The organism is Pantoea sp. CCBC3-3-1 (genome assembly GCF_007981265.1).
Taxonomy (GTDB): Bacteria; Pseudomonadota; Gammaproteobacteria; order Enterobacterales; family Enterobacteriaceae; genus Erwinia.
The window spans coordinates 1,292,653-1,312,986 of record NZ_CP034363.1; the positions used below are offsets into that span (position 1 = coordinate 1,292,653).

A 20,334-nucleotide genomic window follows, 5' to 3' on the forward strand; every position below is an offset into this window, starting at 1 on the left:
GCCCCTAATTCTTAAAAATAATGATTAAGTAGCAAATCTTTGACCATAAGTACTGATGTAGTGAACATAATAAAGATTACAACCGAATCTTTATGAGACATTTTGTTTTCGCTAAAAATGTAAGCGATTATAATAGCTGGCATTATAAAATACCGTCCCTGAATCCCTATTACCCTAGTGGTCGGGAGTGGGCTATATTGAATAAGTAAAGCAAAAAATATCAAAACTATACTTAATAGGAATCCTAAGGTTATTGCAATATAAAAATACTTGTTGTTTTTGGGATGGAATGATTTAAGGGACATAACTAAAATTGAAAGTGAAATTATGACAAATAACCTAAAAACCCATTCAGGTATATAAATATCAAGCCACCCCAAAACACCAACAAGTTGATGCATAAATGAGTTTATAAAAAATGGGTCAAGCATCGTCCCTAAAATGATATTTATCATCTCTATAGGGTGATGGATATAGTGAGAGAATATTCCTGAATTAGATATCCCGGCATGCCTAACTCCGCCATCATTAGTATTTAGGATGGCTATTATTGTCCATGCGACTATAGGCAATGCTGTGGCAAAAGAATATAATATATGCTTTCTGTTTCCGGTTATAAATGCAAGGCTGAATGGCAGCAAAATTAGTGCGGCTAGATTAGGCTTACAGGTTCCTACGATAAATATAAGAAAGTAGATAAGAGCTGTTTGCCACTTACGTGATCTTTCCGTACCATTTTGCTTGGTAAGTGACGCATACAGAGACATAATAAGCGCTGTGATGGCAATTACTGTTCCGTCAATGCTTGCCGATGAGAACTGAAACACAGACATTGGCAAAGCCATGACGGCTAAAGCTATCGCCGGTATGCGATGGATACGCCACGCAAATAAAATAATTAATATACTGGTTAGAAATGTAAATATTCTCGCGAGCATGTAGGTTTTGTATATGCTTAGTCCTAATAATTTACCAGAAAATAATGCTAACGATTGTGGCAAGTATATGGCGGGGAAATAAAGAGAAACATTTGGTGCTTTAAGGTACTCTCTGTTATCACTCCAATTAATTTTTTTAGATCTATTAATTTGATCTGCCATAGATATTTTGCTTTTATCAAATCCAAGCATGGTAAATAATCCCATAAATTCAACATAAGAGCTATCTATGGTTGTTCCGGTAATCTTTCCATGCTCATTTTCAAGCAGTATCTCCCCTCTGGATAATGTATCAGCCCTAACGATGTGGTAATGCTCATCAGGAGATGACATTGGAGGGTTTGAGGTATTAATATAAAAAAACGAACTTAGAGCAAGAAAAAAAATAAGCAAATAATTTCCCCGCCCGCCTTCCTTAAATAGACCTAAAAATAACCCTTTCATTCCATTACCTCAAATATGAACTTTAATCGCTTTGTCTACATTTTTACCACACTTAATAATTTTTTATAAGACTTATCTTAACTAAATCCTTGCAAATCAGTCATGTTTTCCTACCCAAGCCGTAATTAGCTTTAACCCGAACTACTCATTCCTAACCCTTCCGCCAGTTGCCATCGCGCCGCCACCTGAACTGCTGTATATAAAAACAGTATTTACGTGAGGTGCGCATGGGCGGCAAAGACGACAATTACAAAGTGGTTTACCGCGGAGAATCCCTCCTGTTCACGCGAGAGGGTGAATGGGTCTTCTTCCAGCGTCCGAAACATTGCGGCGGCGGCTGGTGGCTGGGCCGGGCGTATTCTGATTGTTTCTGGCTTGAGTTTGAGCGGCCGACATCGCTGTCGGTTGGGATACTGTATCTGTTGAGCCTGGACAGTGTGCGGAACGGCGATCAGTTCGATGATGACTTTGAGCTGATCGGGTGATGGGTGTGTCGTAGGTGTGTCGCAGATTTTTGCAGGCGAATGCCAGTGGACTTCACTCAACGACACTCAACGACACAAATCATGTTGCGAGCATGGATTTTAGCAGTATTTACAGTGTGTTAAATTAAGTCCTACTATCTTCTAAGCCGTAGGTCACAGGTTCGAATCCTGTAGGGCGTACCATTCTTACTTCTCCCGTCGTCTACTAAAGTCCACAAAACCCCAGCCAGTAAGCACTTTCCCGCTAGTCCAGTTATCTCAACGTCTACTAACATCTATTGAAATTAACAACCGTGTGGGGGTACATTTGGGGGTATAGTTCTGTTCAATGAAATGAGATACCCCCAAATTGAAACTCAATGCCCGCACAGTGGACACTTCAAAGGCCAAAGATAAAGCCTATAAGCTCTCTGATGGCGGTGGCTTGTACCTTCTGGTTAACACTAATGGCTCACGCTACTGGCGCTTAAAATATCGCGTTGCAGGAAAAGAAAAGCTTCTGGCACTGGGGGTATATCCTGATGTGTCTTTGGCGGATGCCAGGGCAAAGCGCGATGAAGCAAAACGCACTTTGGCTGCTGCTGGTGATCCGGGCCAGGTTAAACAGACAGAGAAACAGGCCAAAATTCTGGCCGTCAGCAACAGCTTTGAGGCACTGGCGATTGAATGGCATGAGCATAAACGCCCTAACTGGTCACAGGGCTATGCCAGTGACATTCTGGAGTACCTGAAAAAAGATGTGTTCCCATTTATCGGTAAGAATGCCATCGCAGAAATCAAAGCAGCAGAAATGCTTCTGGTGCTCAGAAAGATGGAGCAGCGTGGCGTTCTGGATAAGCTGAAGAAAACCCGCCAGGCTTGTCGCCAGATTTTTACCTATGCCGTTATCACTGGCAGGGCAGAGCATAACCCTGTGACCGATCTCGCCGGCGCACTCAAAGCGCCAAAGCAAAAACATTTTCCTCATCTTCTTATCGAGCAAATTGGCGGCTTTCTTCGCGCACTCAGTGAATACACGGGCAGTAAGGTTACACAGAACGCCACCCGGCTACTGATGCTTACTGGCACGCGCACGATTGAATTGCGTGCTGCTGAATGGGCTGAATTCAATTTAGAGAAAGGAATCTGGCAGATACCAGCAGAACGGATGAAGATGCGCCGTCCTCACGTAGTGCCGCTTTCCATCCAGGCTAAATCTCTCCTTGAAGAAATCTACCAACTGACGGGAAGAGGGCGCTTTGTATTCCCAGGGCGCAACGATGCCGGTAAGACAATGAGCGAAGCCAGTATCAATCAGGTGATCAAACGTATCGGCTATGACGGTAAAGCTACCGGTCACGGTTTCCGGCACACCATGAGCACCATTCTGCATGAGCAGGGCTACAACACTGCCTGGATTGAAACGCAGCTGGCTCACGCCGATAAGAACAGCATTCGCGGTACTTATAACCATGCCCAATATCTGGAAGGTCGCCGTGAAATGCTTCAGTGGTATGCCGACTATATGGATGCGCTGGAAAAGGGCGATAACGTGGTTCACGGTTCGTTTGGGAAACGCGCTTAACTGGATGAATAGACAGCCTCAGTAGACCACAGTAGACTGTTCTGGACATTATGTGACTTGGGGGGTGTACATGCCTGTATATGATGATCTGCCTGATCTGACCCACTGGCGAACGGTTCAAGAATTTAGCATTGAGCAAGCCGCACTCTTATGTTCTGGTATAGATCCTTATGAACGCAATTTGATAGAAGTCAGAACTGAGAACCATCCAAGATGGAAACTGGCTTGGGGTCTTTCAGATGGCATGCTTAGCGCTATACGAAGGGGTGTATTAACTCCCGTAGAATGTATTGCGATTCGGCGTTATGAGGAATGGAATAGCCCAGATGAATATTATCAGGTGAAACCAACTGAAAGAGGGCACGAATTAAGTAAAGATAAGACTATAATCACGCGTGACTCATTATTTGCATGGGTTAGGGCAGAAAAGGTTGATATAGCCAGAAAGCCATTACCAAAAACACTTAATCTTCCATCACGGTCACAAAATGGTTGGCGAAGTCATTCGGCAGAAGTAGTTATTGATGTGAATCCCGAAGAAGAAAAGCAAAGTGTCTTGATGCTTTCACAATATAATCATCACAGCGAAGGCTTAGAATTTGTTCAAGACGCAATAAAAGAACTTTGGTCTACTTATGACGAAGATAATCCTCAGACAGCCCCCACAAAAAACGAAGTAATTGATTACCTCACCGGAAGAGGGGCAGGTAAAAACATGGCAGATGCTGTTAACCTTGTGCTGCGCCCTTCTCACCTACAAGGGATCGGAAGAAGGTCAAAGAAATCAAAATGATAAATGGTGCCACTATTGCTAAGAAAAGGGGGGGTGCCAATCTGATTAGCGCAAAATTTCAATCCATTTTGGCCGCCGTTAAACTTAGAAACGGTAGGCCCCTTTATCTTTTTACCTCGAACTAATGGTGGACACACGGAAAAATAACACCCATCTATATTGACTGTTTTTTTAGTGTAATTATCTCGTAAACCGCAATAGACGTTACGAGGTAAATATGTCTCAATCATTAATTCGCTTATCAGAAGTACAACGCCGCACTGGCTACAGTAAGGCTTGGATATATCGCTTACTCAAAGAAGAACGCTTCCCTTCTTCCATCAAAATTGGTAGCCGTGCCATTGCTTTTATCGAAAGTGAAATTGACGAGTGGATTAATCAGCGCATCGCTGAATCTCGCGGCGAGGTGGCATGATGAAAATGAAAAACCGCCCATTTCAGGCGGCTAATCAGGGAGCTGACGCCTCTGATATTACGCCTGCCACAGTTATTAAGATAACCCCAAAGAAACACCGCGCTCGCGTCTACATGATACGTACCGGCGTTAATGGCTTCACTGAGAACGAGATCCTTCGCTACTGCCGCTTGTCCAGCGCCCGTAACTACGCGACAGAACTGGAAAGAAGGCTTGATATTCGCCTGGAGCGCATCGACGAGCCTAATGGTGATGGCATCGGTAGCCACTTCCGTTACCGGATTACCTGCCGCGCTGACGTGATGCGAGTGATTCAACTGGTTAATAGTAATGCCGCTGCTGGTGGATATACCGGCCTGTCTCGGCGTGAGATTAACTACATTCTTTCCCTATACCCGGATGCGTTCAATGCCGCTTAACGGAGCCTGATAAATGAAAACTAAAAAAAGCAGATTAATTTCTGAGGCCGCCCCTCAGCCCGCCACTAGCATGACAGCTATTTTCACTGCTGATGAAGATAATATTTCGGTGATTAAATTCGAGGGTAAATCGGTGCGAATCGTCAGCGTCTGCGGTGAGCCTTGGTTTATTGCCAAAGATATTTGTGAAGCGCTGGAAATTTCCGATCACAAAGTCGCATTGCGTCGATTAGATAATGATGAGAAGGGGGAGTGTTTAACACCCACCCCCGGAGGCCAGCAGCTTATGCGTAGGGTTGGTGAATCCGGCTTTTACAAGCTGATCGCACGTAGCCGCAAGGCCACCACGCCTGGCACATTCGCCCACCGCTTCAGCAACTGGGTATTCCGTGAGGTTATCCCATCAATCCGTAAAACCGGCTCATACGGCGTGCCATTCGCATTCCTGAACGATCACAGTAAGCGCCAGGCTGCGTATGACAAGAAGGCCAGCAAGCGCGGTAAAGACCTGCAGGCGTGTAAGGGGGAGAAAGCTAGCCTTGCTGTTGAAGAGGCCGCGCTTTGGCTGAAGTACCAACCTCAGTTGCCGGAGGTTCACTAATGAACGCCTTCCAGAAAGGATCCTGCTCGCTGGCTGGCCTGTTAGCAAAAGTTAGCCTTGGGAACCTGACAATACCTAACATCCACTCAGCCAAAAATTTGGCTTTGTATATAACAAAAGATAGCGTCCTGATGTGTAAGGCAGTGTCTTACACTGGTAGTGCGGGTTATCACAAGCACTTAAAAAACTGCTTGCCCTCTCCACAAACTTCGGATTATCCTCAACTTGCACTGGCAAAATCCAGTGCCGGGATTGGTCTCCCGGATATGTTATCGGCGACACATGACGCGCCTGGCGTCTTTTTTTGTGTCTTCAATCTGTCTCACCCTTTTTTCAGCGATGCGGTTATAATCCGTGCCGCTCACAAAGTAATGGTGGGCTGGGTGGTGGCTTCTTCGGAAGCGCCGGTTTCCGATAACGCCGGTAAGACCAACTCCGCTCAGTCCACCACCAGCAAGATTGGTCTCTTCGGTGGTGGTATAAAATACCAGTTATCGGAGGCTGCCATCATGGCTACTACCCTCACCCAAGCTACACCCAAATTTCAGTTTCGCTTTCTGGCTCTGTCACGCGCTGACATGCTGGCTAAACCTTGCCGCGTCTCCGTTGAAGCCACCAGCGAGAAAGAAGCCCGCCGCGTTCTGGCACCCCATTTCATCCTGTCATTAGCTGCCCGTCAGCCGGTTCAGGAGGTAGCTCATGCGTGATAACAACCTCTCTTCATACAAAGACAATTTGCGCCACGTTCTGGCTGTAGTTGGCCGTGAATCTGCGCCTGTTCCCGCCACGGCAGAGAACATTTCACGCGACCGACTGCTGCGTGCGCAGGCCGGGTTATGCCACCTGTTGACGGAAGTGATCCCCAACACATCCCCCGAGCTTCTGCGTGAAGAGGTTTATCGCTGGGTGGAAGAAATCCATAACCTGACCCGCTTTGAAGAGTGCGATGCGCAAAGAGAATCCAGGACGCACAAAGTGTCAGTAGATGCTGGCCGCAATTCTAAAAACAAGGAAGAGCAGGCCAAACAATGACGCTCATTACCCAAAACTTCCGACTTAATGCGCTGGCGAACCAGTATTCAGCAGCAATTTATGACCATCTCAAACGGCAGAACGATGGCGACTGGTTCCCGATGGAAATCAAGGGCCAGCGGGTTGAGGTTGCCATTGTGGACGGTTCAGCCGGTATCAGGCTGCTGGTGGATAGCTATCTGCTTGAGCCGATAAAGCAGGAATATCCGCACTGGGAGGCACTGGCGGGCAATCTGCTGACCCTCTGCACAGACGGCGGCAGCCTCACTGAGCGCGGTGAAAGCATCTGGCAGAGCATGATTAATGACATGAGCACCTCTCTTTCTAAAGGGGAGGTGAGTTTCCATGCGTAACTATGACCTTATTCGAGAGACGACGACCGCCGCGGCTGACCGCTGGCCGATGGTACTGAGCCAGCTGGGCATTGACGTCCCCCGTTCACCCCGCCAGCACGCATCGTGCCCCGCCTGTGGCGGTAAAGATCGCTTCCGTTTCGATGATAAAGGGCGCGGTAGCTTTTTCTGCAACCAGTGTGGCGCGGGAGATGGCTTAGACCTGATCCAGAAGGTTAATCAGTGCGGCACCACTGAGGCCGCCCGCATGGCGGCTGATGTGCTGGGTATTGATTACCGGGCAACAGAAACAGACCAGAAAGCTGCCAGCCAGAGAAGGCAGCAGCTGGATGAGCAGCGTCACCAGCATGAGCAGGAGCGCCAGCAGAAGGAGGCAGCAGAAGCAGCACAGCGCCGCGACAGCTTTGTGAGCCACTATCAGAGGCTCGCAGCGCAAACCAGGGCAGGCGAAAGCGAATATCTGATTGCCAGAGGGCTAAACGGTTTCACGCTGCCTTGCTTGTCCGATGGTTCAATTCTGCTGCCGCTGGTGGATGAATCCGGCGATGTGGCCGCAGCACAGACCATCACACCGCAGGGGGAAAAGAAAGTGCTCTATGGCTCAGCCAAGCGCGGAGCGTGGCACCTTGTTAACCAGCCGCAGGAAGTAAAGGAAATCATCATTGGTGAAGGGCTGGCGACAACCCTCACCGCTCACCTGATGCGGCCTGATGCGCTGGCAGCGGTGGCGCTTGACGCCGGTAATCTACCGCCCGTTGCGAAGGCTATGCGCAGCCTGTATCCGAATGCCACATTCATCATTGCCGGTGATAACGACTGGCATGAGCCAGGGGAACTTGATGCCAACGGTAAGCCGAAGGTAAATAGCGGCAAGGTGTTCGCTGAAAGAGCCGCCGAAGCCGTCAATGGCTCAGTGTCATTACCACCGACCCGCTACAAAGCCGACTGGGATGATTACCGCCAGCAGAGCGGGCTGGAAGCAGCAGCAAAATATTTTGCATCTGGAATGTATCAACTGCAGGAGGAAAACATGGGCGCTCAACTGGAAGTGATTGAAGGCGGCAAAACAGCAGCGCCGGATCGTGATGCGCTCAAGCCACGCATTGAAAGCCGTCAGGATGGTGTGTACTGGGTTGAGCCAAACACCGATAAGCAAACCGGGGAGATCATCAATCGTGAAAGCTGGCTGTGCTCTCCCCTGCAGGTAATCGGCACAGGGCGCGATGATAAAGACCAGTTTCTGATTCTGCGCTGGGAGGCATGGGGTTCAGACAGTGAAACTGTACAGGCAATCCCGCTGGCTGACATTGGCGAACGTGAGGGATGGAGAACGCTCAAAGCTGGTGGCGTGAACGTCACCACCAAAAGCGGGCTGAGAGCGATTCTGGCGGACTGGCTACAGCGTAACGGGTCAAGAGAAGTCTGGAGAGTGGCGCACGCTACAGGGTGGCAGTGCGGCGCTTATATCATGCCGGATGGGGAGGTCATCGGCACACCCGATAAGCCAGTACTTTTCAGCGGTCGCAGTTCTGCCGCAGCCGGTTACACCTGCCGGGGAAGCGCAGAGAGCTGGCGTCAAAATGTTGGGGCGCTCGCTGCCGGTAACTATTCGATGATGACGGGCATTGCTGCCGCGCTGGCTGCGCCCCTGATTGGCTTGGCGGGCGCGGATGGCTTCGGCATTCACTTCTATGAGCAATCCAGCGCCGGCAAAACCACAACCGCAAATGTTGCCAGCAGCCTCTACGGTAATCCTGACCAGCTGCGCCTGACGTGGTACGGCACCGCACTGGGGCTGGCTAATGAGGCCGCCGCCCACAACGATGCGCTGATGCCGCTGGATGAGGTGGGTCAGGGCGCTGATCCAGTCAGCGTCTCACAGTCAGCCTACGCGCTGTTCAACGGTGTGGGGAAACTGCAGGGAGCTAAAGAAGGCGGCAACCGTGACCTGAAGCGCTGGCGCACTGTAGCGATAAGCACAGGTGAGATGGATTTAGAAACGTTCATCGCTATGGCCGGACGAAAAGCCAAAGCGGGCCAGCTGGTCAGACTGCTGAACATTCCGCTGAGTAAGGCGGTGCGATTCCACCAGCATGCGAACGGTAAACAGCACGCTGACGCGCTTAAAGATGCCTGGCAGAACCACCACGGCGCAGCGGGTAAGGAATGGATTAAGTGGTTAGCGGGTAATCAGCATCTGGCTATGGAGGCGGTCAGGAAAGCTGAGGAACGCTGGCGCAGCCTGATACCGGCAGAATACGGCGAGCAGGTTCACCGCGTAGGCGCTCGCTTTGCCATCCTTGAGGCTTCACTGCTGCTGGGCCGCGTTATTACCGGGTGGGACGAGCAGACGTGCCGGGATGCCATTCAGCACAGCTATAACGCCTGGGTGAGAGAGTTCGGTACCGGCAACAAAGAGCATCAGCAAATCATCGCCCAGTGTGAGGCGTTTCTTAACGCCAACGGCTACAGCCGGTTTGCGCCATTCCCGTATGACCCTCAATCGCTGCCTGTACGCGATATGGCGGGTTATCGTGCCAGCGGCAGCCATGACGATGATCCGATTATGTTCTACACCTTCCCGGCAACTTTTGAGCAGGAGATCGCCAGCGGATTCAATCCCAAGCAGTTTGCCCGTGTGCTGGTGGAAAGCGGGATGCTGACACCACCAGCCAGCGGCAGAGGCTACCAGAGGAAGTCACCGAGGATTAACAAGCGGCAGTACAACGTCTATGTGATCCAGTACCGCCCAGAGGATGAATCAGCCGAGGAATAAATCTCACACATGAGAGAAATAATGTTGGTTCAGTTGGTTCAGTTGGTTCAATTTGTAAAGGATAATGATTTTTAAGGATTTTAATTCAGAAAATGAACCAACACTGAACCAACAAACGGCTTTTTTGAACCAACAAATTTACCTGCCAGCCTGATAACGTGAGAATCTGTAGCTCATAGGCGGCCCGGAAAAGCAGCTTCTTACTGGCTGGAAGAATGTGACGGGTACGATAAACCGGTATCAGCACATCCATTAACAACCTGTTGAAATGTAAAAAATACCGTCAGGCTAGAATGATTCTTATCAAGACGAAGAGAGGGGAAGGGCTCCTGGCCTATCTGGATTCGGTTGGCGTCTGGACTATTGGCGTAGGTCATACCGGTACTGTGGACGGCAAGCCGATAGCAAAAGGAATGACAATTACGCCAGCGCAGTCCAACATTCTGCTGTTAAGCGATCTGGCCTGGGTAGAATCAGCCATTAATGGCAATGTGAAAGTCCCGCTGAAGCAAAACCAGTACGACGCGCTGTGCAGCTTCGTTTTCAATGTGGGGCTGACAGCCTTTGTTAACTCCACGCTGCTTAAAAAGCTCAACAGGAAGGACTACAAAGGCGCCGCTGACCAGCTCTTACAGTGGAAGCGGGCCGGTAGCATTGCGGATTTGCTTTTGCAGCGCCGTAAGCGAGAAAGGGAGCTGTTCATCACATGAAAATTATCGGCTTTATCCGTAATTACTCGCACCTCATTGTGATCGGCCTGATTTGCGTTTGCCTGTGGGGGCTTAATGCTTGCAACGCCCAGCTGACGGCCACCAACGAACGGCTGGAAAAGCTCGCAAACAGCAAAGACGACCAGATTAACGATCTGCGCCCTAAAAACGATGGCCGGCATCTTCAGTAAATGACCTAGTTACAGCAGTGAATAAGCAAAACGCCGTCATGTCTCAGGTAGTCGAGCAACGGGCAGAAACAGCACAGCAAAACAGGAAGCTCCAGAGTGAAATTAAACGTTACCTTGCGGCGGACAAGTGTGCTGTTGCTCCTGTTCCCGCTGGCGCTGCTGACCGGTTGCGGGGCGCAGCAAAAAACGCTGGTAGAGTATCGGACAATCAGCCAGCCAAGTCTGCCGATACCCGCTGAGTTGACCAGCCCGATTGAAGTGCCGCTGGTGCCGGACAACATGACGTTTGGCCAGGCGGTGGAGTTATCCGCTGAACTGTACGGGCTGTTGGGGCAGGCCAACATTGACCGTGCCTCCATTAGGAAAATTGAGGGGATGAATTAAACCCCTCAGTATTAAATTATTTATTGCGATGAATCCGGCCCAGAGCCTTTAACGCAACAATTTTAACCTCGTTGTAAGGGTTGTGGCTTAGATCAAGCAATTTTCTAAGCACTTCTGTGGTTGGCTTTCCACTTTCGCCAAGGGCATAGGCTGCGGAAATTTTGATATCAATATGTGGGTCATCGCATGCGTCTAAGAGACATCTGGTTACTTCAGAATTCATAAAACCTCCTTATCAAGAAAGAATACTTATACATCTAGGATTAATCCTAACCAAGTTTTTTTTACCTCTACCCTCTGGCAATGGATAACGGTTAGTCACGTTGTGAGGTGTCACGAAGCTGGTCATGCAAAAATTGCATAGTAATGCATGCTGATGGCAAGCCTGTAACAAGAAGGCAAATAAATTACAACATATGCCCTTGGTTTTTTTCGATAGCGGCCTCAGCATTAGCTGTATTTAAGGCTTGTCGCAGAGCTATCAATTTATTGAGTTCTTTTATAAGATCGCTCACTTCGTAAGTGGTGTTGTCGGTACCAATTTTGATAGATGTATAAGAGTTAGGAATTGAAGAAGTTGCATTAATTGCAACAAACCCATGTGAAAGGTGGTTTCTCAAATCTCGATAATTGGAGAGTCTATTCAGAAGATCATGATAAGCCTTGTGTGTTGGATAAGAAATATCCAATGCAGTTTGGAGCTTGCTGATTTTATTGAAAAATGTATCACTCATCCATGTGGAAGATAACTGTCTACCTGTAAAAATAGGGTAGGTGGCAGTGATTCCAAATTCAATCTCTCCACAAATGAGTATAAACTTTCCAATAGTTAAAGCTATTTCCTCGAAAGATGGATTTGTGTAATTGCTCATAAATTCTCCTTTTCTGAAAGCTGTAATCAGTTATCGGCAACATTACCTGAAACATTAGTAAGGCTTGTTATTTCATAAGTACAGGATGAAAAATGGCGACCACCAAAAAAATGGCCGCCTTTCTGATTATCTACCAGAGGTGGCTGCTGCCATCTGTTCACTGCTTGCCGGGGGTGAAAGCCTACATGTTCTCGTATCGTGCTCCAACTAGACGACGATTGCTGAGATCATCAAAAGGCGCATTTACGAGTGCGCCTGATGATGGGGTAAAAATAAAAAGTTCATCGATTCACTGTCGTGATAGCAGGATAGGTACCTCATAAACATGAGGATTTATCTATGAAAACGACTCCACACTACTGCCGAACCCGGGAATTACCGATTACTATCATCACAGTGTCAGAACCAGTTTCTGGCATTGGCGAGCTGGGTTATTTGAGCAAACAATTCGCCTGCAGCAGTCAGAAAGATTGCGAATTCCGCTATGATCCCAAAGTATGTTTTTTACGACATTTGCAAATATTTACGAAGTAATGCTAAGCCGCCTCCGGGCGGTTTTTTTATTAGCGAAACTATCCTTAAAGTTTTAAGATAATTTGACGTATATAACTATATAGAAATCTGCATTTTGCGATAGTTCCTCACTGCTAGCGTTGGCTGAAGGTAATGAAATGAAAATATTTTCCGCGCTAATGGCTGTTATGGCTTTAGCTGGTTGTTCACATGAGCAGGTGATTTATCATCGTGATGACTACTATGACCGCAACATTGACTCTATATCCATATTCAACTCAGCCACCTTGCAGGATGCACAGGCAAAGGCTAACAGGTTTTGTAATGCGAAAGCATTTGCTATTCCTGAGCTTAGAGAAAAGGATTTACAGCGCCTACAAGCGGAAAAGGATTATTTGAAGGTGGAGCCAGCGGCTTATCACTTTGTGTGTAAGGAAATGGAAGCAATGTTCGTGAGAGGACGTTATGGCGATAAAACATCGCAAGCGCGTTATGAACAGCTTTCAAAGGCTCAGAGCGATGAAGCGACGAGACAGGGTGCAGAAGATTATAAGCGCCTTAAGCAAGCTGCCAGGGCCCCAGGATATTTCTCATCTACGGAAAAGCTACCGGACGGCTCGATCATGACGCGCTCATGGGGTAACGGCGTAATCTGTGAGTCATTCTATAGCGAGACCGGCGGTTACACCTCCTGTGATGACGTCGATGAATAATCACCAGCTTCAGCACCCACTCGCTCGCCTCCAAGCGGTCTTTTTATTGGAACAATCATGATCAAAACCCCGAATGCTCCGGTAATCGGGGCGAAGTCATGCAGTGGTGTCTGGCTGCCTGCCGACTGCCGAAAGAACAGAGACTGACTGCGGATGTCATCACAAGGCGCATTTACGAATGCGCCCGATGATGCGTCCAGCTTCGGAATTACTGACTTCGCTGAGCAAGATTATTTCACTGACAGAAGCAGAGCTGAACTCGTTGGAATGCAAGTGTCAGGGTTGTAGCAGTACTTATAAATTGGTGTTTGCAGTAAAATGTGAGTTCACGAGTATTACTCAGGAACTCAATAATGGATGCTGATCTAACTTCTTTTGAAACCATGATTGCCACACAAGAAACAGCAAAATGGACTTTTTGGATGATGTTTGCGACTTGGTTTGCGGGAGCTGCGACCTTTATGGCCGTTGTCACTTCTCTGTATATTGCAAATAGAAAACCGGTCCCTAAATTCGTAGTTTCGCAATCAGTAGGGCTTATTGCTCCAAATGGACAGTGCTTTCAGGCAATAATGATTGACGTAGCTAATGTAGGCCTCACTCCCATTATGATAAGTTCGATAACCTGGGAGTTCGGGGGAAGAGATCAAATCTTTAACCTTTTCCCAAGTCCATATTCTACGAAATTGCCAAAGAAGATTGAGCATGGCGAGTCTGCGCTTTTTATCATTGAAACACCGGATTTTAATAAGTTTTTGAAAGAATTGAAGAATGATATAGCTAAAGCGCATGGTGACGTAAATAAGCTTTGTATTTCTGTGCGCCTGGCTACTCAACATAAGAAGAAATTTAAAGTTGATAAAGGCTTCCTCGAAACTCTTAAAAGCGTTTAGCGAACCGCCTCCGGGCGGTTTTTTATTGGAGTGAGCAGCATGCCATCAGCTATCCCTAGCGCATGTCGTAAGCTCAGCTGCTGTAAGACGACAATCGATCGCTCCGGTTACTGTGATGACCACCGCAATGAAGGCTGGCAGCAGCATCAGCGTGGACAGAGCAGACACCAGAGAGGATACGGCAGTAAGTGGGACATTATCCGCGCCCGTATCCTGAAACGTGACCGGCACATCTGCCAGCAATGCCTGAAGAACGGTAAGCCTGTACCTGCATCCACCGTTGACCACATCAAACCTAAAGCCCATGGCGGGACAGACGACGACAGCAACCTGCAATCGTTGTGCTGGGCATGCCATAAGGCTAAGACGGCGAAAGAAAAATCCAGAACTTAGCTATTTTATTTTTTTAAAAACTCACAGACGATAACTCCCTTATTAAACAAAGGAGAAAGCTATGAGTTTACAACGAGGTGAAGCATCTGCATTTATGACCAAGATGGTTAACGATACAGCGAGCTATGTAACCCTGATAGCAGCCATGACATTTATAGTCATCCTGACTGATAAGCGTGGCTATCCTGGAGCAGGGAAAGTAATGGCCGTAATTTATGGAGTAAGCGCGATAATAATGCTCGGGTATTGGATATCTAATGTGCTGGACCAATGTCGACGCTTTAAAAATCCTAGGAAAGGTTTTATGCCGGGATTTCATGCATCAATAATCGCTTTTGTAACCATCATTAGTTGTATCAGCGCATTGGTAATTACTGTCGTCACTTTAACCCAAACTTTGAAGTAACGGGTAGGGCGGGTCAAGAGTTCAGAGCCTGCGCCACAAAGGACCGCCGCCTAAGTTTTTCTCGCATCGCCGCAGGTTAGAAAACTTTTTTATGGGTACCCCCAACGTACCCTCTCAGTGGAGTTTCCCCCATGTCAGGACCACCGAAAACCCCGTCACACTTGGTTTTGGTGAGGGGGAACCCATCCAAGCGCCCGGTAAACGAGAGCGAGCCTAAGCCAGAGAAAGGGGTACCTAATAATTCAGGGTACTGAACAAAAATTCGTATAAAAACATTTCATAAATAGCAACAAAAAAATCATTATCCCAATATATGAAATGACTTGCTCTATTACCGCCCAGGAGAATTTATAGTGATCCAGACAACCGTGAAACCTGTCCTTATCCGCACTGAACAAATCGAAGCCCTGCGCAAAATTCAGGAGCAGGAACGCGCCAAATCGTCTTTAGGCATCGCGCCGACTATCCACGTCATAGCTCGCGGCCTGTTAGATAAAGCGCTCACTCAGCTGGGTCAGGAGTCACAATCCTATTGAGTTTGGTCAAGGTGAAACGGGTATGAGAAATAGCGCAAGGTGGCAGAAAGATGCCTGACAGCACGAAAGAACAGGCCAGCCGTGACAAAGGTGGCAAATGGAAGAAAGGCGCATCGGGTAATCCCGGCGGGCGAAGCAGTAAAGCGGCTGAACTAAGGCGCGCGCTGGAAGGCGGCGCTGATGATGCCGTTAAAACCATTTTGTAAGCGGCTAAAGAAGGCGATATGGCTGCCTGCCGCCTCATCCTAGACAGAGTAGTGCCACCGAGTAAGCCGGTTTATCAGCCTGTTTCTTTCGAATTGGACGATAGCGATTTACCAGCAGCGGCCCGCTCTGTGGTCAAAGCAATTGCCGCGGGAGAACTGCCGGCCGACCAGGGGAAAATGATTCTGGATGGCCTGGCGAACGTGGCGAAGATTATCGAAATCACTGAGCTGGCTGAGCGTGTCGCTGAGCTGGAGAAAACTCAGGGGGGCGGACAATAAGCCTGTTACGGCGAATCGAAGCACTGGAGGCCACTATCGGCGCTCAAACCACCAGCAGCGGCCCCGATGAAATCTGGCTGATTGGCGTCAGCCCTGATGGTTCCGCCAGTGTGGTGGCGGCTGGGTGAAGGATAAAGGGCTTTTCCGCAACGCCACGGCTGAAGAAGCACAGCGCCATAATGAGCTTACTCAAAAGGGTGATCATCATGGGTAGTCTGCTGGCACAACTAAACCGGCTGGAAAAGGCCATGACGCCGAAAGATGGTGATATGCAGGTAATTTCTGCCTTGATGGATGAGTTAGCAGGCAATGCCCCTTCAGGAGCGTATGAGAAGGCCATAGAGCGCCTGTCACTGCGCGGGCATAGCTTTCCGCAGTCCTCAGAATTGAGGGCGTTGCTGGTGGGTGACGGCAGCGAAAAGACATAGCGAGATCGGCACTTGGGTTCGCACTCCTTGCCCTACCCCATGGATACCTGACAAAAGTTAACTTTGAGGCGTAATGAGATGGACAGCAGAGCGGCATAGCTAAAGAAGCTGAAAGCCTACCACCAGCGTCAGAGAGAGCGCTTTGACCGCTGGCAGGCGTCAGGGTATCGACACGAGTTAAAGCCCGTCCATGAGCCGATGCCTGAAGAATTGCGCCATATCCCATGCGCAGCCAAAACCCGAGCCGGAACACCATGCAAGCGTACTGACATCAACAGCAATGGGCGCTGCAAGTATCATGGTGGCCACAGTACGGGAGCAATAACTGCAGAGGGTAAAGCCCGTCAGCTGGAAGGCTATCGGCGTTGGCAGCGAGAAAAGGGAGCGTGACCATCACAAGGCGCATTTACGAGTGCGTCTGATGATGATCGGATAGATTCAGCGCCCCTATTTATCCTTCAACGCTTTAACGATAAGTAAAACCAGGCTCAAAATTTGCACGACATAGTCCAATTTCTTTTCCGGCATGACAAGGGAAAAAAGCATGAACAAAAGGACTAAAGCTAATGTGTTAAGAGATTTCATTTCCTGCTCCGAAAAACCATAGAGCAAGTAATTAGCGTTTTGAGTTGAAGCCTCGGCCTAAAAACATACTTTTTATGAAAATATTTTTCATGTCTTTGAAATTAAAAGAAATTTAATTGGAATAATTATGCCTGACACCTACCGCATTACAGTAACCACTAAGTCAGGTGAAACCCACGAAGGCCTGATGAACCGATCTCAGCCTGAGATGGTTAACAGCTTCATCGGTGTAGCCAAAGAAGATGGCGCGTGGGTATACCTCGCGCCGGATGACGTGCTTAAGACGGAGTATGAGCCGGTTATCGATGAAGAGGAAAGGTGGCAGAAGTTGCTGATCTAAATTGGTAATGAAATAAACCCAAGTTTAGATAAACTTCTAATTGCTTCATCGAAAAACTCCCGATAGAGTTTTTTTAGATGAGTATCGATGTATCCTTCATCTGAAATGTCACCAAGGTAAAACTCCCCCTCCAAAGTTGAGTAAAGCCTTACTATAGGAATTAATTTCTTATCTCTTTCAACAGAGAACTCTTGAAGAGAAACTGGTTGTTTGTCTTGAAAAACAATCCTAGCTGAGGCAACTAACGTGATTGCGACGCCGTTTAGGATTATTTTATTTGGAGGACCATCGTCGAATTCAAAAACACCAGTGTAGCTTCTGTCTGCCCTTGTCTTCCCAACCAAATAATCCCAAAAGTCAGACTGCTTGTCCTCAAGCATCTCTCGATAATTCCTTATCGCAGGAAGATATTCAGCAAGCCCAAGTTCACTCATTTTTAATCCTTAAAGTAGAGGTTACATGGCACTCACCGACAAACAAGAAATTTTTTGTCGCGAGTACCTCATCGATTTGAACGCCACGCAAGCGGCCATTCGGGCGGAGTACAGCGAGAACACCGCGAACCGTACCGCATCCGAAAACCTGTCAAAACCTGACATCCAAAACAGAATCGCTGAACTCAAAGCTGATAGCAATGGTCGCTTGCAGATTGACGCCGCCAGCCGCATTTAGCATAAAGAATACCTGAACATTCACTGTAAACAGGAAGGTGCGAGCTGATTGAACAGCAAACGAAGAAATGGCGAAAAAACAGATCGGCATTTAGTGCGATGAGCTACTCTGCAGGCATACTCTTTTCATTATCTGCACCAGCGTTTCGTAAGCCCTACAGCCACAAGAGTGTCACAAGCACAGGGCCGGAACCCCTGAGTATCATCGGGGAAACCTCAAATGCTTCGACTTCCATGTAACATAAGACTTGGAATTTCATTAATTTTTTACAGCCGTACCTCGAGCATTTCACAACAACATGAAGTTTTACTCTAATAAGCTAATGTTTCTATAAAGGAAGCCGATACTAACTATGTGTTCTATAGTTACCTGTGAGATGGGTCTGATACTGTGGCTTGAGCATCTTTAGTACAGTTTTTTTCTTGCTCAAATATTTTATTTGATATAAAAATGCTCACAACAGTAGCACCTGATCAGAGCCTCTTTAGAGGCTCTTTTCGTATCTAAAAGTAAACAAGCACTACATGTGGTAGTTAACAACAAAAATAAACGCTATATGTAGTTTGGAGGATTTATGACTGTCACCGAATTCTACAAAACCAACGGCATTGAACCTGAAGAATTTAAGTTGCATGAGACCGTAGAGCAGTATGCTCAGCGCATTGCCGGTCATAGCTATTACCAAAGTAGCCACATTGAAGTTGAGTATTCATATGGTACTAAACAGCAAAACAATACTGGAAAATCAGAAACTTATAACCTTTATTCATACTAATTTATGCCAAATTGGATAGACGTACTGGGCGAGATGACGATTCTCGCCCAAAGCAGCCCCTTGGACAAAGTCCGAAAAAAATATTTAGGTGAGCTTGCTAACCATACAGGACGTAACGTTATTTCTTACTACTCTGGCTTTCTTCAAAAAAACGGCCAAGAAGTAACAAATCTCGTTTCAATGACTGACGATGACAAAAACGGATTAATGTCGGCCATTCATGGCCTTGATACATCAAAAGGATTGGATCTGATACTGCATACCCCAGGCGGTGATATCGCGGCTCTAGAGTCGATAGGGAAGTATCTGCGGTCGAAGTTTGGAACAGATATCCGTGCAATCGTGCCCATGATTTCTATGTCATGTGGAACTATGCTCGCATGCTGTGCCAAAGAGATTGTAATGGGTAAACAATCAAATATCGGACCTTTTGATCCGCAGATGGGCGGTATGCCAGTCCATGGTATTCTGGAAGAATACGAACGGGCTAAGCGGGAAATCACATCCAACCCAGCAGCTTTAGCATGGTGGCAATTCTCGTTGCAAAAACTTCATCCCACCTTAATCGGTGAATGTGAAAAAGCCATTCGATGGGCGTCAGAGATAGTACATGAATGGCTGATAACGGGTATGTTTGCCGGTGAACATGATGCGGCAGATAAGGCAAAAAATATCTGTGACCAGCTGAATAATCATGCGACAACCTATACGCATGCGCGGCACTTACATGCTGAGAAAGCAAAATCCATTGGTCTAAAGGTCATAGACCTTGAAGATGATCAGTCCTTCCAAGATTTGGTGCTAACAATTCATCATAGTTACATGCATACGTTTGGTAGTAGCGCGGCATGTAAGATCATTGAAAATCATAACGGAAGTACAATGATGTGGAATGTTCCCAATCAGAACTAAAATCATGCCCTCTATGAGTGAAGGGGGCGTGGTTACCTACCACCCTTAACTTTCCTTTTCCAAGCACTGTAAATATCCTTATCCCATGCCTTCCCAGCCTTTGTCTGATACCCAGCCTCGTTAAGCCGCTCTGCGATGATGCGCCCATTGTCAAAGCCCTGCCTGATAGTCTCCGCAACGATGCGGATTACCGCACCTTCATCATATAGCAAGCCCGGCACGCCCTGCTTACCGACGATCAGAGCAGCAGCGGCCACCTCCATGCGTTCCACCAGTGCCATCATGCGCGCGTCAGGGTTACTGCCTGGCCGGTTCAGTTTCTGCCGAATAGCATCGACCAGCCATGCTGTTTTATCACCACCAGCAGCGATAATCGCATCGCTGAAATCACCGCTTAACTCAGCAGGTACGCGGAACGTAACAGACAGGGATTTGCTCATAAGCCACCAGGTTCAGGGAATAGATAGCTATTTTATCATTGTAAGACAGTGTAAGACATGAAAATGTGTTGGTTCAGGTAGCCCCGTTGTTGGTTCAATTGGGGGGTGTGTTGGTTCACTTTTTTGAAATTAATCCTTTTAAAACAACCGCCTTTACAAATTGAACCAACTGAACCAACTGAACGACACGTTTTTGGTTAATTATATAGAGAGAAAAATCCGCATCCCTCCTACAATAAGGAAGTGTCATTAGCAAAGCTAATAAT

31 protein-coding genes and 2 pseudogenes are annotated in these 20,334 nt (G+C 47.6%); 27 read left to right on the forward strand and 6 right to left on the reverse strand.

The features are described from left to right. Positions 1-11 precede the first annotated feature (11 nt). Positions 12-1,382 carry a DUF2142 domain-containing protein gene (locus EHV07_RS06070; RefSeq protein WP_147196070.1) on the reverse strand — a complete coding sequence of 457 codons (1,371 nt, stop codon included), beginning with the start codon at positions 1,380-1,382 and terminating at the stop codon, positions 12-14. Between the two features lie 227 nt (positions 1,383-1,609). Here EHV07_RS06070 and EHV07_RS06075 point away from each other — a divergent pair, with 227 nt between their 5' ends. The 13 genes from EHV07_RS06075 (at position 1,610) to EHV07_RS24850 (ending at position 11,105) form a co-directional block, all read left to right on the forward strand. After that, positions 1,610-1,867 (forward strand): hypothetical protein, encoded by a 258-nt coding sequence (locus EHV07_RS06075; protein WP_147196072.1) that lies wholly within the window; start codon positions 1,610-1,612, stop codon positions 1,865-1,867. Positions 1,868-2,216: 349 nt separating this feature from the next. Continuing rightward, positions 2,217-3,431 (forward strand): tyrosine-type recombinase/integrase, encoded by a 1,215-nt coding sequence (locus EHV07_RS06080; RefSeq protein ID WP_147196074.1) that lies wholly within the window; start codon positions 2,217-2,219, stop codon positions 3,429-3,431. A 70-nt stretch (positions 3,432-3,501) separates the two neighbouring features. Further along, the gene (locus EHV07_RS06085; protein ID WP_147196077.1) at positions 3,502-4,224 is read left to right on the forward strand and encodes a hypothetical protein; all 723 of its coding nucleotides are present in this window, start codon (positions 3,502-3,504) and stop codon (positions 4,222-4,224) included. 217 nt (positions 4,225-4,441) lie between these two features. After that, positions 4,442-4,639, forward strand: a complete 198-nt coding sequence (locus tag EHV07_RS06090) for an AlpA family transcriptional regulator (protein ID WP_147196079.1) — start codon at positions 4,442-4,444, stop codon at positions 4,637-4,639. Beyond that, complete coding sequence (locus EHV07_RS06095) at positions 4,639-5,058, forward strand: hypothetical protein (RefSeq protein ID WP_147200544.1); 420 nt, start codon at positions 4,639-4,641, stop codon at positions 5,056-5,058. Before EHV07_RS06090 ends, EHV07_RS06095 begins: the two co-directional genes overlap by 1 nt. A 13-nt stretch (positions 5,059-5,071) precedes the next feature. Further along, positions 5,072-5,659 (forward strand): BRO family protein, encoded by a 588-nt coding sequence (locus tag EHV07_RS06100; protein ID WP_147196081.1) that lies wholly within the window; start codon positions 5,072-5,074, stop codon positions 5,657-5,659. After that, positions 5,659-6,366: a host cell division inhibitor Icd-like protein gene (locus EHV07_RS06105; protein ID WP_254446315.1), complete on the forward strand. Its 708-nt coding sequence runs from the start codon at positions 5,659-5,661 to the stop codon at positions 6,364-6,366. Before EHV07_RS06100 ends, EHV07_RS06105 begins: the two co-directional genes overlap by 1 nt. Then, positions 6,359-6,691, forward strand: a complete 333-nt coding sequence (locus EHV07_RS06110) for a transcriptional regulator (protein WP_147196083.1) — start codon at positions 6,359-6,361, stop codon at positions 6,689-6,691. The genes EHV07_RS06105 and EHV07_RS06110 overlap by 8 nt, the downstream gene beginning before the upstream one ends. Then, complete coding sequence (locus EHV07_RS06115; protein ID WP_147196085.1) at positions 6,688-7,044, forward strand: hypothetical protein; 357 nt, start codon at positions 6,688-6,690, stop codon at positions 7,042-7,044. Before EHV07_RS06110 ends, EHV07_RS06115 begins: the two co-directional genes overlap by 4 nt. Next, positions 7,037-9,820, forward strand: a complete 2,784-nt coding sequence (locus EHV07_RS06120; RefSeq protein WP_147196087.1) for a TOPRIM and DUF927 domain-containing protein — start codon at positions 7,037-7,039, stop codon at positions 9,818-9,820. Before EHV07_RS06115 ends, EHV07_RS06120 begins: the two co-directional genes overlap by 8 nt. Before the next feature lie 293 nt (positions 9,821-10,113). After that, complete coding sequence (locus EHV07_RS06125) at positions 10,114-10,530, forward strand: lysozyme (RefSeq protein ID WP_147196089.1); 417 nt, start codon at positions 10,114-10,116, stop codon at positions 10,528-10,530. Then, entirely contained in the window at positions 10,527-10,721 is a 195-nt protein-coding gene (locus EHV07_RS24845) for a hypothetical protein (RefSeq protein ID WP_254446316.1), read from the forward strand. The genes EHV07_RS06125 and EHV07_RS24845 overlap by 4 nt, the downstream gene beginning before the upstream one ends. Positions 10,722-10,817: 96 nt before the next feature. After that, positions 10,818-11,105, forward strand: a complete 288-nt coding sequence (locus tag EHV07_RS24850) for a peptidase (protein ID WP_254446317.1) — start codon at positions 10,818-10,820, stop codon at positions 11,103-11,105. A gap of 16 nt (positions 11,106-11,121) precedes the next feature. Here EHV07_RS24850 and EHV07_RS06140 read toward each other — a convergent pair whose 3' ends face one another. Together EHV07_RS06140 and EHV07_RS06145 are read right to left on the reverse strand one after the other, a co-directional pair. Continuing rightward, the gene (locus EHV07_RS06140) at positions 11,122-11,328 is read right to left on the reverse strand and encodes a HEAT repeat domain-containing protein (protein ID WP_147196093.1); all 207 of its coding nucleotides are present in this window, start codon (positions 11,326-11,328) and stop codon (positions 11,122-11,124) included. Positions 11,329-11,512: 184 nt separating this feature from the next. Continuing rightward, on the reverse strand, positions 11,513-11,977 hold the full coding sequence (locus EHV07_RS06145) for a hypothetical protein (RefSeq protein ID WP_147196095.1): 465 nt from the start codon (positions 11,975-11,977) through the stop codon (positions 11,513-11,515). A 671-nt stretch (positions 11,978-12,648) separates the two neighbouring features. On the opposite strand from EHV07_RS06145, the gene EHV07_RS06155 reads away from it, so the two are divergent. The 8 genes and pseudogenes from EHV07_RS06155 to EHV07_RS24750 all read left to right on the forward strand — a co-directional run bounded on the left by EHV07_RS06155 (position 12,649) and on the right by EHV07_RS24750 (position 15,916). Continuing rightward, positions 12,649-13,203: a hypothetical protein gene (locus tag EHV07_RS06155; RefSeq protein WP_147196097.1), complete on the forward strand. Its 555-nt coding sequence runs from the start codon at positions 12,649-12,651 to the stop codon at positions 13,201-13,203. Positions 13,204-13,556: 353 nt separating this feature from the next. Beyond that, the gene (locus tag EHV07_RS06160) at positions 13,557-14,096 is read left to right on the forward strand and encodes a hypothetical protein (protein ID WP_147196099.1); all 540 of its coding nucleotides are present in this window, start codon (positions 13,557-13,559) and stop codon (positions 14,094-14,096) included. 39 nt (positions 14,097-14,135) lie between these two features. Beyond that, entirely contained in the window at positions 14,136-14,489 is a 354-nt protein-coding gene (locus EHV07_RS06165; RefSeq protein ID WP_147196101.1) for an HNH endonuclease, read from the forward strand. Positions 14,490-14,550: 61 nt separating this feature from the next. After that, positions 14,551-14,895: a hypothetical protein gene (locus EHV07_RS06170; RefSeq protein ID WP_147196103.1), complete on the forward strand. Its 345-nt coding sequence runs from the start codon at positions 14,551-14,553 to the stop codon at positions 14,893-14,895. A 131-nt stretch (positions 14,896-15,026) separates the two neighbouring features. Further along, positions 15,027-15,131 (forward strand): annotated as a pseudogene (locus EHV07_RS24855) (phage terminase small subunit P27 family); the annotation flags it as partial. A gap of 120 nt (positions 15,132-15,251) precedes the next feature. Further along, positions 15,252-15,431, forward strand: coding sequence for a hypothetical protein (locus tag EHV07_RS06180; protein WP_371419680.1), 180 nt, complete (start codon positions 15,252-15,254; stop codon positions 15,429-15,431). Between the two features lie 50 nt (positions 15,432-15,481). After that, positions 15,482-15,637, forward strand: coding sequence for a hypothetical protein (locus EHV07_RS24745; protein ID WP_217363423.1), 156 nt, complete (start codon positions 15,482-15,484; stop codon positions 15,635-15,637). Positions 15,638-15,655: 18 nt separating this feature from the next. Beyond that, positions 15,656-15,916: a hypothetical protein gene (locus tag EHV07_RS24750; RefSeq protein WP_217363424.1), complete on the forward strand. Its 261-nt coding sequence runs from the start codon at positions 15,656-15,658 to the stop codon at positions 15,914-15,916. A gap of 43 nt (positions 15,917-15,959) precedes the next feature. Here EHV07_RS24750 and EHV07_RS24470 read toward each other — a convergent pair whose 3' ends face one another. Continuing rightward, a complete protein-coding gene (locus EHV07_RS24470) occupies positions 15,960-16,124 on the reverse strand; it encodes a hypothetical protein (RefSeq protein ID WP_168199599.1) in 165 nt (54 codons plus the stop codon). Between EHV07_RS24470 and EHV07_RS06190 the strand changes: the two genes are divergently transcribed. The 3 genes from EHV07_RS06190 to EHV07_RS06200 all read left to right on the forward strand — a co-directional run bounded on the left by EHV07_RS06190 (position 16,123) and on the right by EHV07_RS06200 (position 17,269). Then, positions 16,123-16,344, forward strand: coding sequence for a hypothetical protein (locus EHV07_RS06190; RefSeq protein WP_147196107.1), 222 nt, complete (start codon positions 16,123-16,125; stop codon positions 16,342-16,344). The two genes, EHV07_RS24470 and EHV07_RS06190, sit on opposite strands and share 2 nt — an antisense overlap. 198 nt (positions 16,345-16,542) lie before the next feature. After that, positions 16,543-16,734: an HGGxSTG domain-containing protein gene (locus tag EHV07_RS25080; protein WP_147196109.1), complete on the forward strand. Its 192-nt coding sequence runs from the start codon at positions 16,543-16,545 to the stop codon at positions 16,732-16,734. A 322-nt stretch (positions 16,735-17,056) separates the two neighbouring features. Continuing rightward, entirely contained in the window at positions 17,057-17,269 is a 213-nt protein-coding gene (locus EHV07_RS06200) for a hypothetical protein (protein WP_147196111.1), read from the forward strand. Here EHV07_RS06200 and EHV07_RS06205 read toward each other — a convergent pair. Next, the gene (locus EHV07_RS06205) at positions 17,266-17,703 is read right to left on the reverse strand and encodes a hypothetical protein (RefSeq protein ID WP_147196113.1); all 438 of its coding nucleotides are present in this window, start codon (positions 17,701-17,703) and stop codon (positions 17,266-17,268) included. The two genes, EHV07_RS06200 and EHV07_RS06205, sit on opposite strands and share 4 nt — an antisense overlap. A gap of 25 nt (positions 17,704-17,728) precedes the next feature. On the opposite strand from EHV07_RS06205, the pseudogene EHV07_RS06210 reads away from it, so the two are divergent. From EHV07_RS06210 to EHV07_RS06220, 3 genes and pseudogenes are all read left to right on the forward strand, one after another. Beyond that, a pseudogene (locus EHV07_RS06210) lies at positions 17,729-17,926 on the forward strand (terminase small subunit); the annotation flags it as partial. A 589-nt stretch (positions 17,927-18,515) separates the two neighbouring features. Next, positions 18,516-18,716: a hypothetical protein gene (locus tag EHV07_RS06215; protein WP_147196115.1), complete on the forward strand. Its 201-nt coding sequence runs from the start codon at positions 18,516-18,518 to the stop codon at positions 18,714-18,716. Positions 18,717-18,749: 33 nt separating this feature from the next. After that, entirely contained in the window at positions 18,750-19,628 is an 879-nt protein-coding gene (locus EHV07_RS06220; protein WP_254446318.1) for a S49 family peptidase, read from the forward strand. Positions 19,629-19,660: 32 nt separating this feature from the next. Here EHV07_RS06220 and EHV07_RS06225 read toward each other — a convergent pair whose 3' ends face one another. Continuing rightward, positions 19,661-20,068: a hypothetical protein gene (locus tag EHV07_RS06225; protein WP_147196119.1), complete on the reverse strand. Its 408-nt coding sequence runs from the start codon at positions 20,066-20,068 to the stop codon at positions 19,661-19,663. Positions 20,069-20,334 lie beyond the last annotated feature (266 nt).

Excerpts from the sequence above, each read along its gene's own strand:
- EHV07_RS06070 (WP_147196070.1), bottom strand. The coding sequence starts at position 1,382 with ATGAAAGGGTTATTTTTAGGTCTATTTAAGGAAGGCGGGCGGGGAAAT.
- EHV07_RS06075 (WP_147196072.1), top strand. The coding sequence starts at position 1,610 with ATGGGCGGCAAAGACGACAATTACAAAGTGGTTTACCGCGGAGAATCC.
- EHV07_RS06085 (WP_147196077.1), top strand. The coding sequence starts at position 3,502 with ATGCCTGTATATGATGATCTGCCTGATCTGACCCACTGGCGAACGGTT.
- EHV07_RS06090 (WP_147196079.1), top strand. The coding sequence starts at position 4,442 with ATGTCTCAATCATTAATTCGCTTATCAGAAGTACAACGCCGCACTGGC.
- EHV07_RS06095 (WP_147200544.1), top strand. The coding sequence starts at position 4,639 with ATGAAAATGAAAAACCGCCCATTTCAGGCGGCTAATCAGGGAGCTGAC.
- EHV07_RS06100 (WP_147196081.1), top strand. The coding sequence starts at position 5,072 with ATGAAAACTAAAAAAAGCAGATTAATTTCTGAGGCCGCCCCTCAGCCC.
- EHV07_RS06105 (WP_254446315.1), top strand. The coding sequence starts at position 5,659 with ATGAACGCCTTCCAGAAAGGATCCTGCTCGCTGGCTGGCCTGTTAGCA.
- EHV07_RS06110 (WP_147196083.1), top strand. The coding sequence starts at position 6,359 with ATGCGTGATAACAACCTCTCTTCATACAAAGACAATTTGCGCCACGTT.
- EHV07_RS06115 (WP_147196085.1), top strand. The coding sequence starts at position 6,688 with ATGACGCTCATTACCCAAAACTTCCGACTTAATGCGCTGGCGAACCAG.
- EHV07_RS06120 (WP_147196087.1), top strand. The coding sequence starts at position 7,037 with ATGCGTAACTATGACCTTATTCGAGAGACGACGACCGCCGCGGCTGAC.
- EHV07_RS06125 (WP_147196089.1), top strand. The coding sequence starts at position 10,114 with ATGATTCTTATCAAGACGAAGAGAGGGGAAGGGCTCCTGGCCTATCTG.
- EHV07_RS24845 (WP_254446316.1), top strand. The coding sequence starts at position 10,527 with ATGAAAATTATCGGCTTTATCCGTAATTACTCGCACCTCATTGTGATC.
- EHV07_RS06140 (WP_147196093.1), bottom strand. The coding sequence starts at position 11,328 with ATGAATTCTGAAGTAACCAGATGTCTCTTAGACGCATGCGATGACCCA.
- EHV07_RS06145 (WP_147196095.1), bottom strand. The coding sequence starts at position 11,977 with ATGAGCAATTACACAAATCCATCTTTCGAGGAAATAGCTTTAACTATT.
- EHV07_RS06155 (WP_147196097.1), top strand. The coding sequence starts at position 12,649 with ATGAAAATATTTTCCGCGCTAATGGCTGTTATGGCTTTAGCTGGTTGT.
- EHV07_RS06160 (WP_147196099.1), top strand. The coding sequence starts at position 13,557 with ATGGATGCTGATCTAACTTCTTTTGAAACCATGATTGCCACACAAGAA.
- EHV07_RS06165 (WP_147196101.1), top strand. The coding sequence starts at position 14,136 with ATGCCATCAGCTATCCCTAGCGCATGTCGTAAGCTCAGCTGCTGTAAG.
- EHV07_RS06170 (WP_147196103.1), top strand. The coding sequence starts at position 14,551 with ATGAGTTTACAACGAGGTGAAGCATCTGCATTTATGACCAAGATGGTT.
- EHV07_RS24745 (WP_217363423.1), top strand. The coding sequence starts at position 15,482 with ATGCCTGACAGCACGAAAGAACAGGCCAGCCGTGACAAAGGTGGCAAA.
- EHV07_RS24750 (WP_217363424.1), top strand. The coding sequence starts at position 15,656 with ATGGCTGCCTGCCGCCTCATCCTAGACAGAGTAGTGCCACCGAGTAAG.
- EHV07_RS06190 (WP_147196107.1), top strand. The coding sequence starts at position 16,123 with ATGGGTAGTCTGCTGGCACAACTAAACCGGCTGGAAAAGGCCATGACG.
- EHV07_RS24470 (WP_168199599.1), bottom strand. The coding sequence starts at position 16,124 with ATGATGATCACCCTTTTGAGTAAGCTCATTATGGCGCTGTGCTTCTTC.
- EHV07_RS25080 (WP_147196109.1), top strand. The coding sequence starts at position 16,543 with ATGCCTGAAGAATTGCGCCATATCCCATGCGCAGCCAAAACCCGAGCC.
- EHV07_RS06200 (WP_147196111.1), top strand. The coding sequence starts at position 17,057 with ATGCCTGACACCTACCGCATTACAGTAACCACTAAGTCAGGTGAAACC.
- EHV07_RS06205 (WP_147196113.1), bottom strand. The coding sequence starts at position 17,703 with ATGAGTGAACTTGGGCTTGCTGAATATCTTCCTGCGATAAGGAATTAT.
- EHV07_RS06215 (WP_147196115.1), top strand. The coding sequence starts at position 18,516 with ATGACTGTCACCGAATTCTACAAAACCAACGGCATTGAACCTGAAGAA.
- EHV07_RS06220 (WP_254446318.1), top strand. The coding sequence starts at position 18,750 with ATGACGATTCTCGCCCAAAGCAGCCCCTTGGACAAAGTCCGAAAAAAA.
- EHV07_RS06225 (WP_147196119.1), bottom strand. The coding sequence starts at position 20,068 with ATGAGCAAATCCCTGTCTGTTACGTTCCGCGTACCTGCTGAGTTAAGC.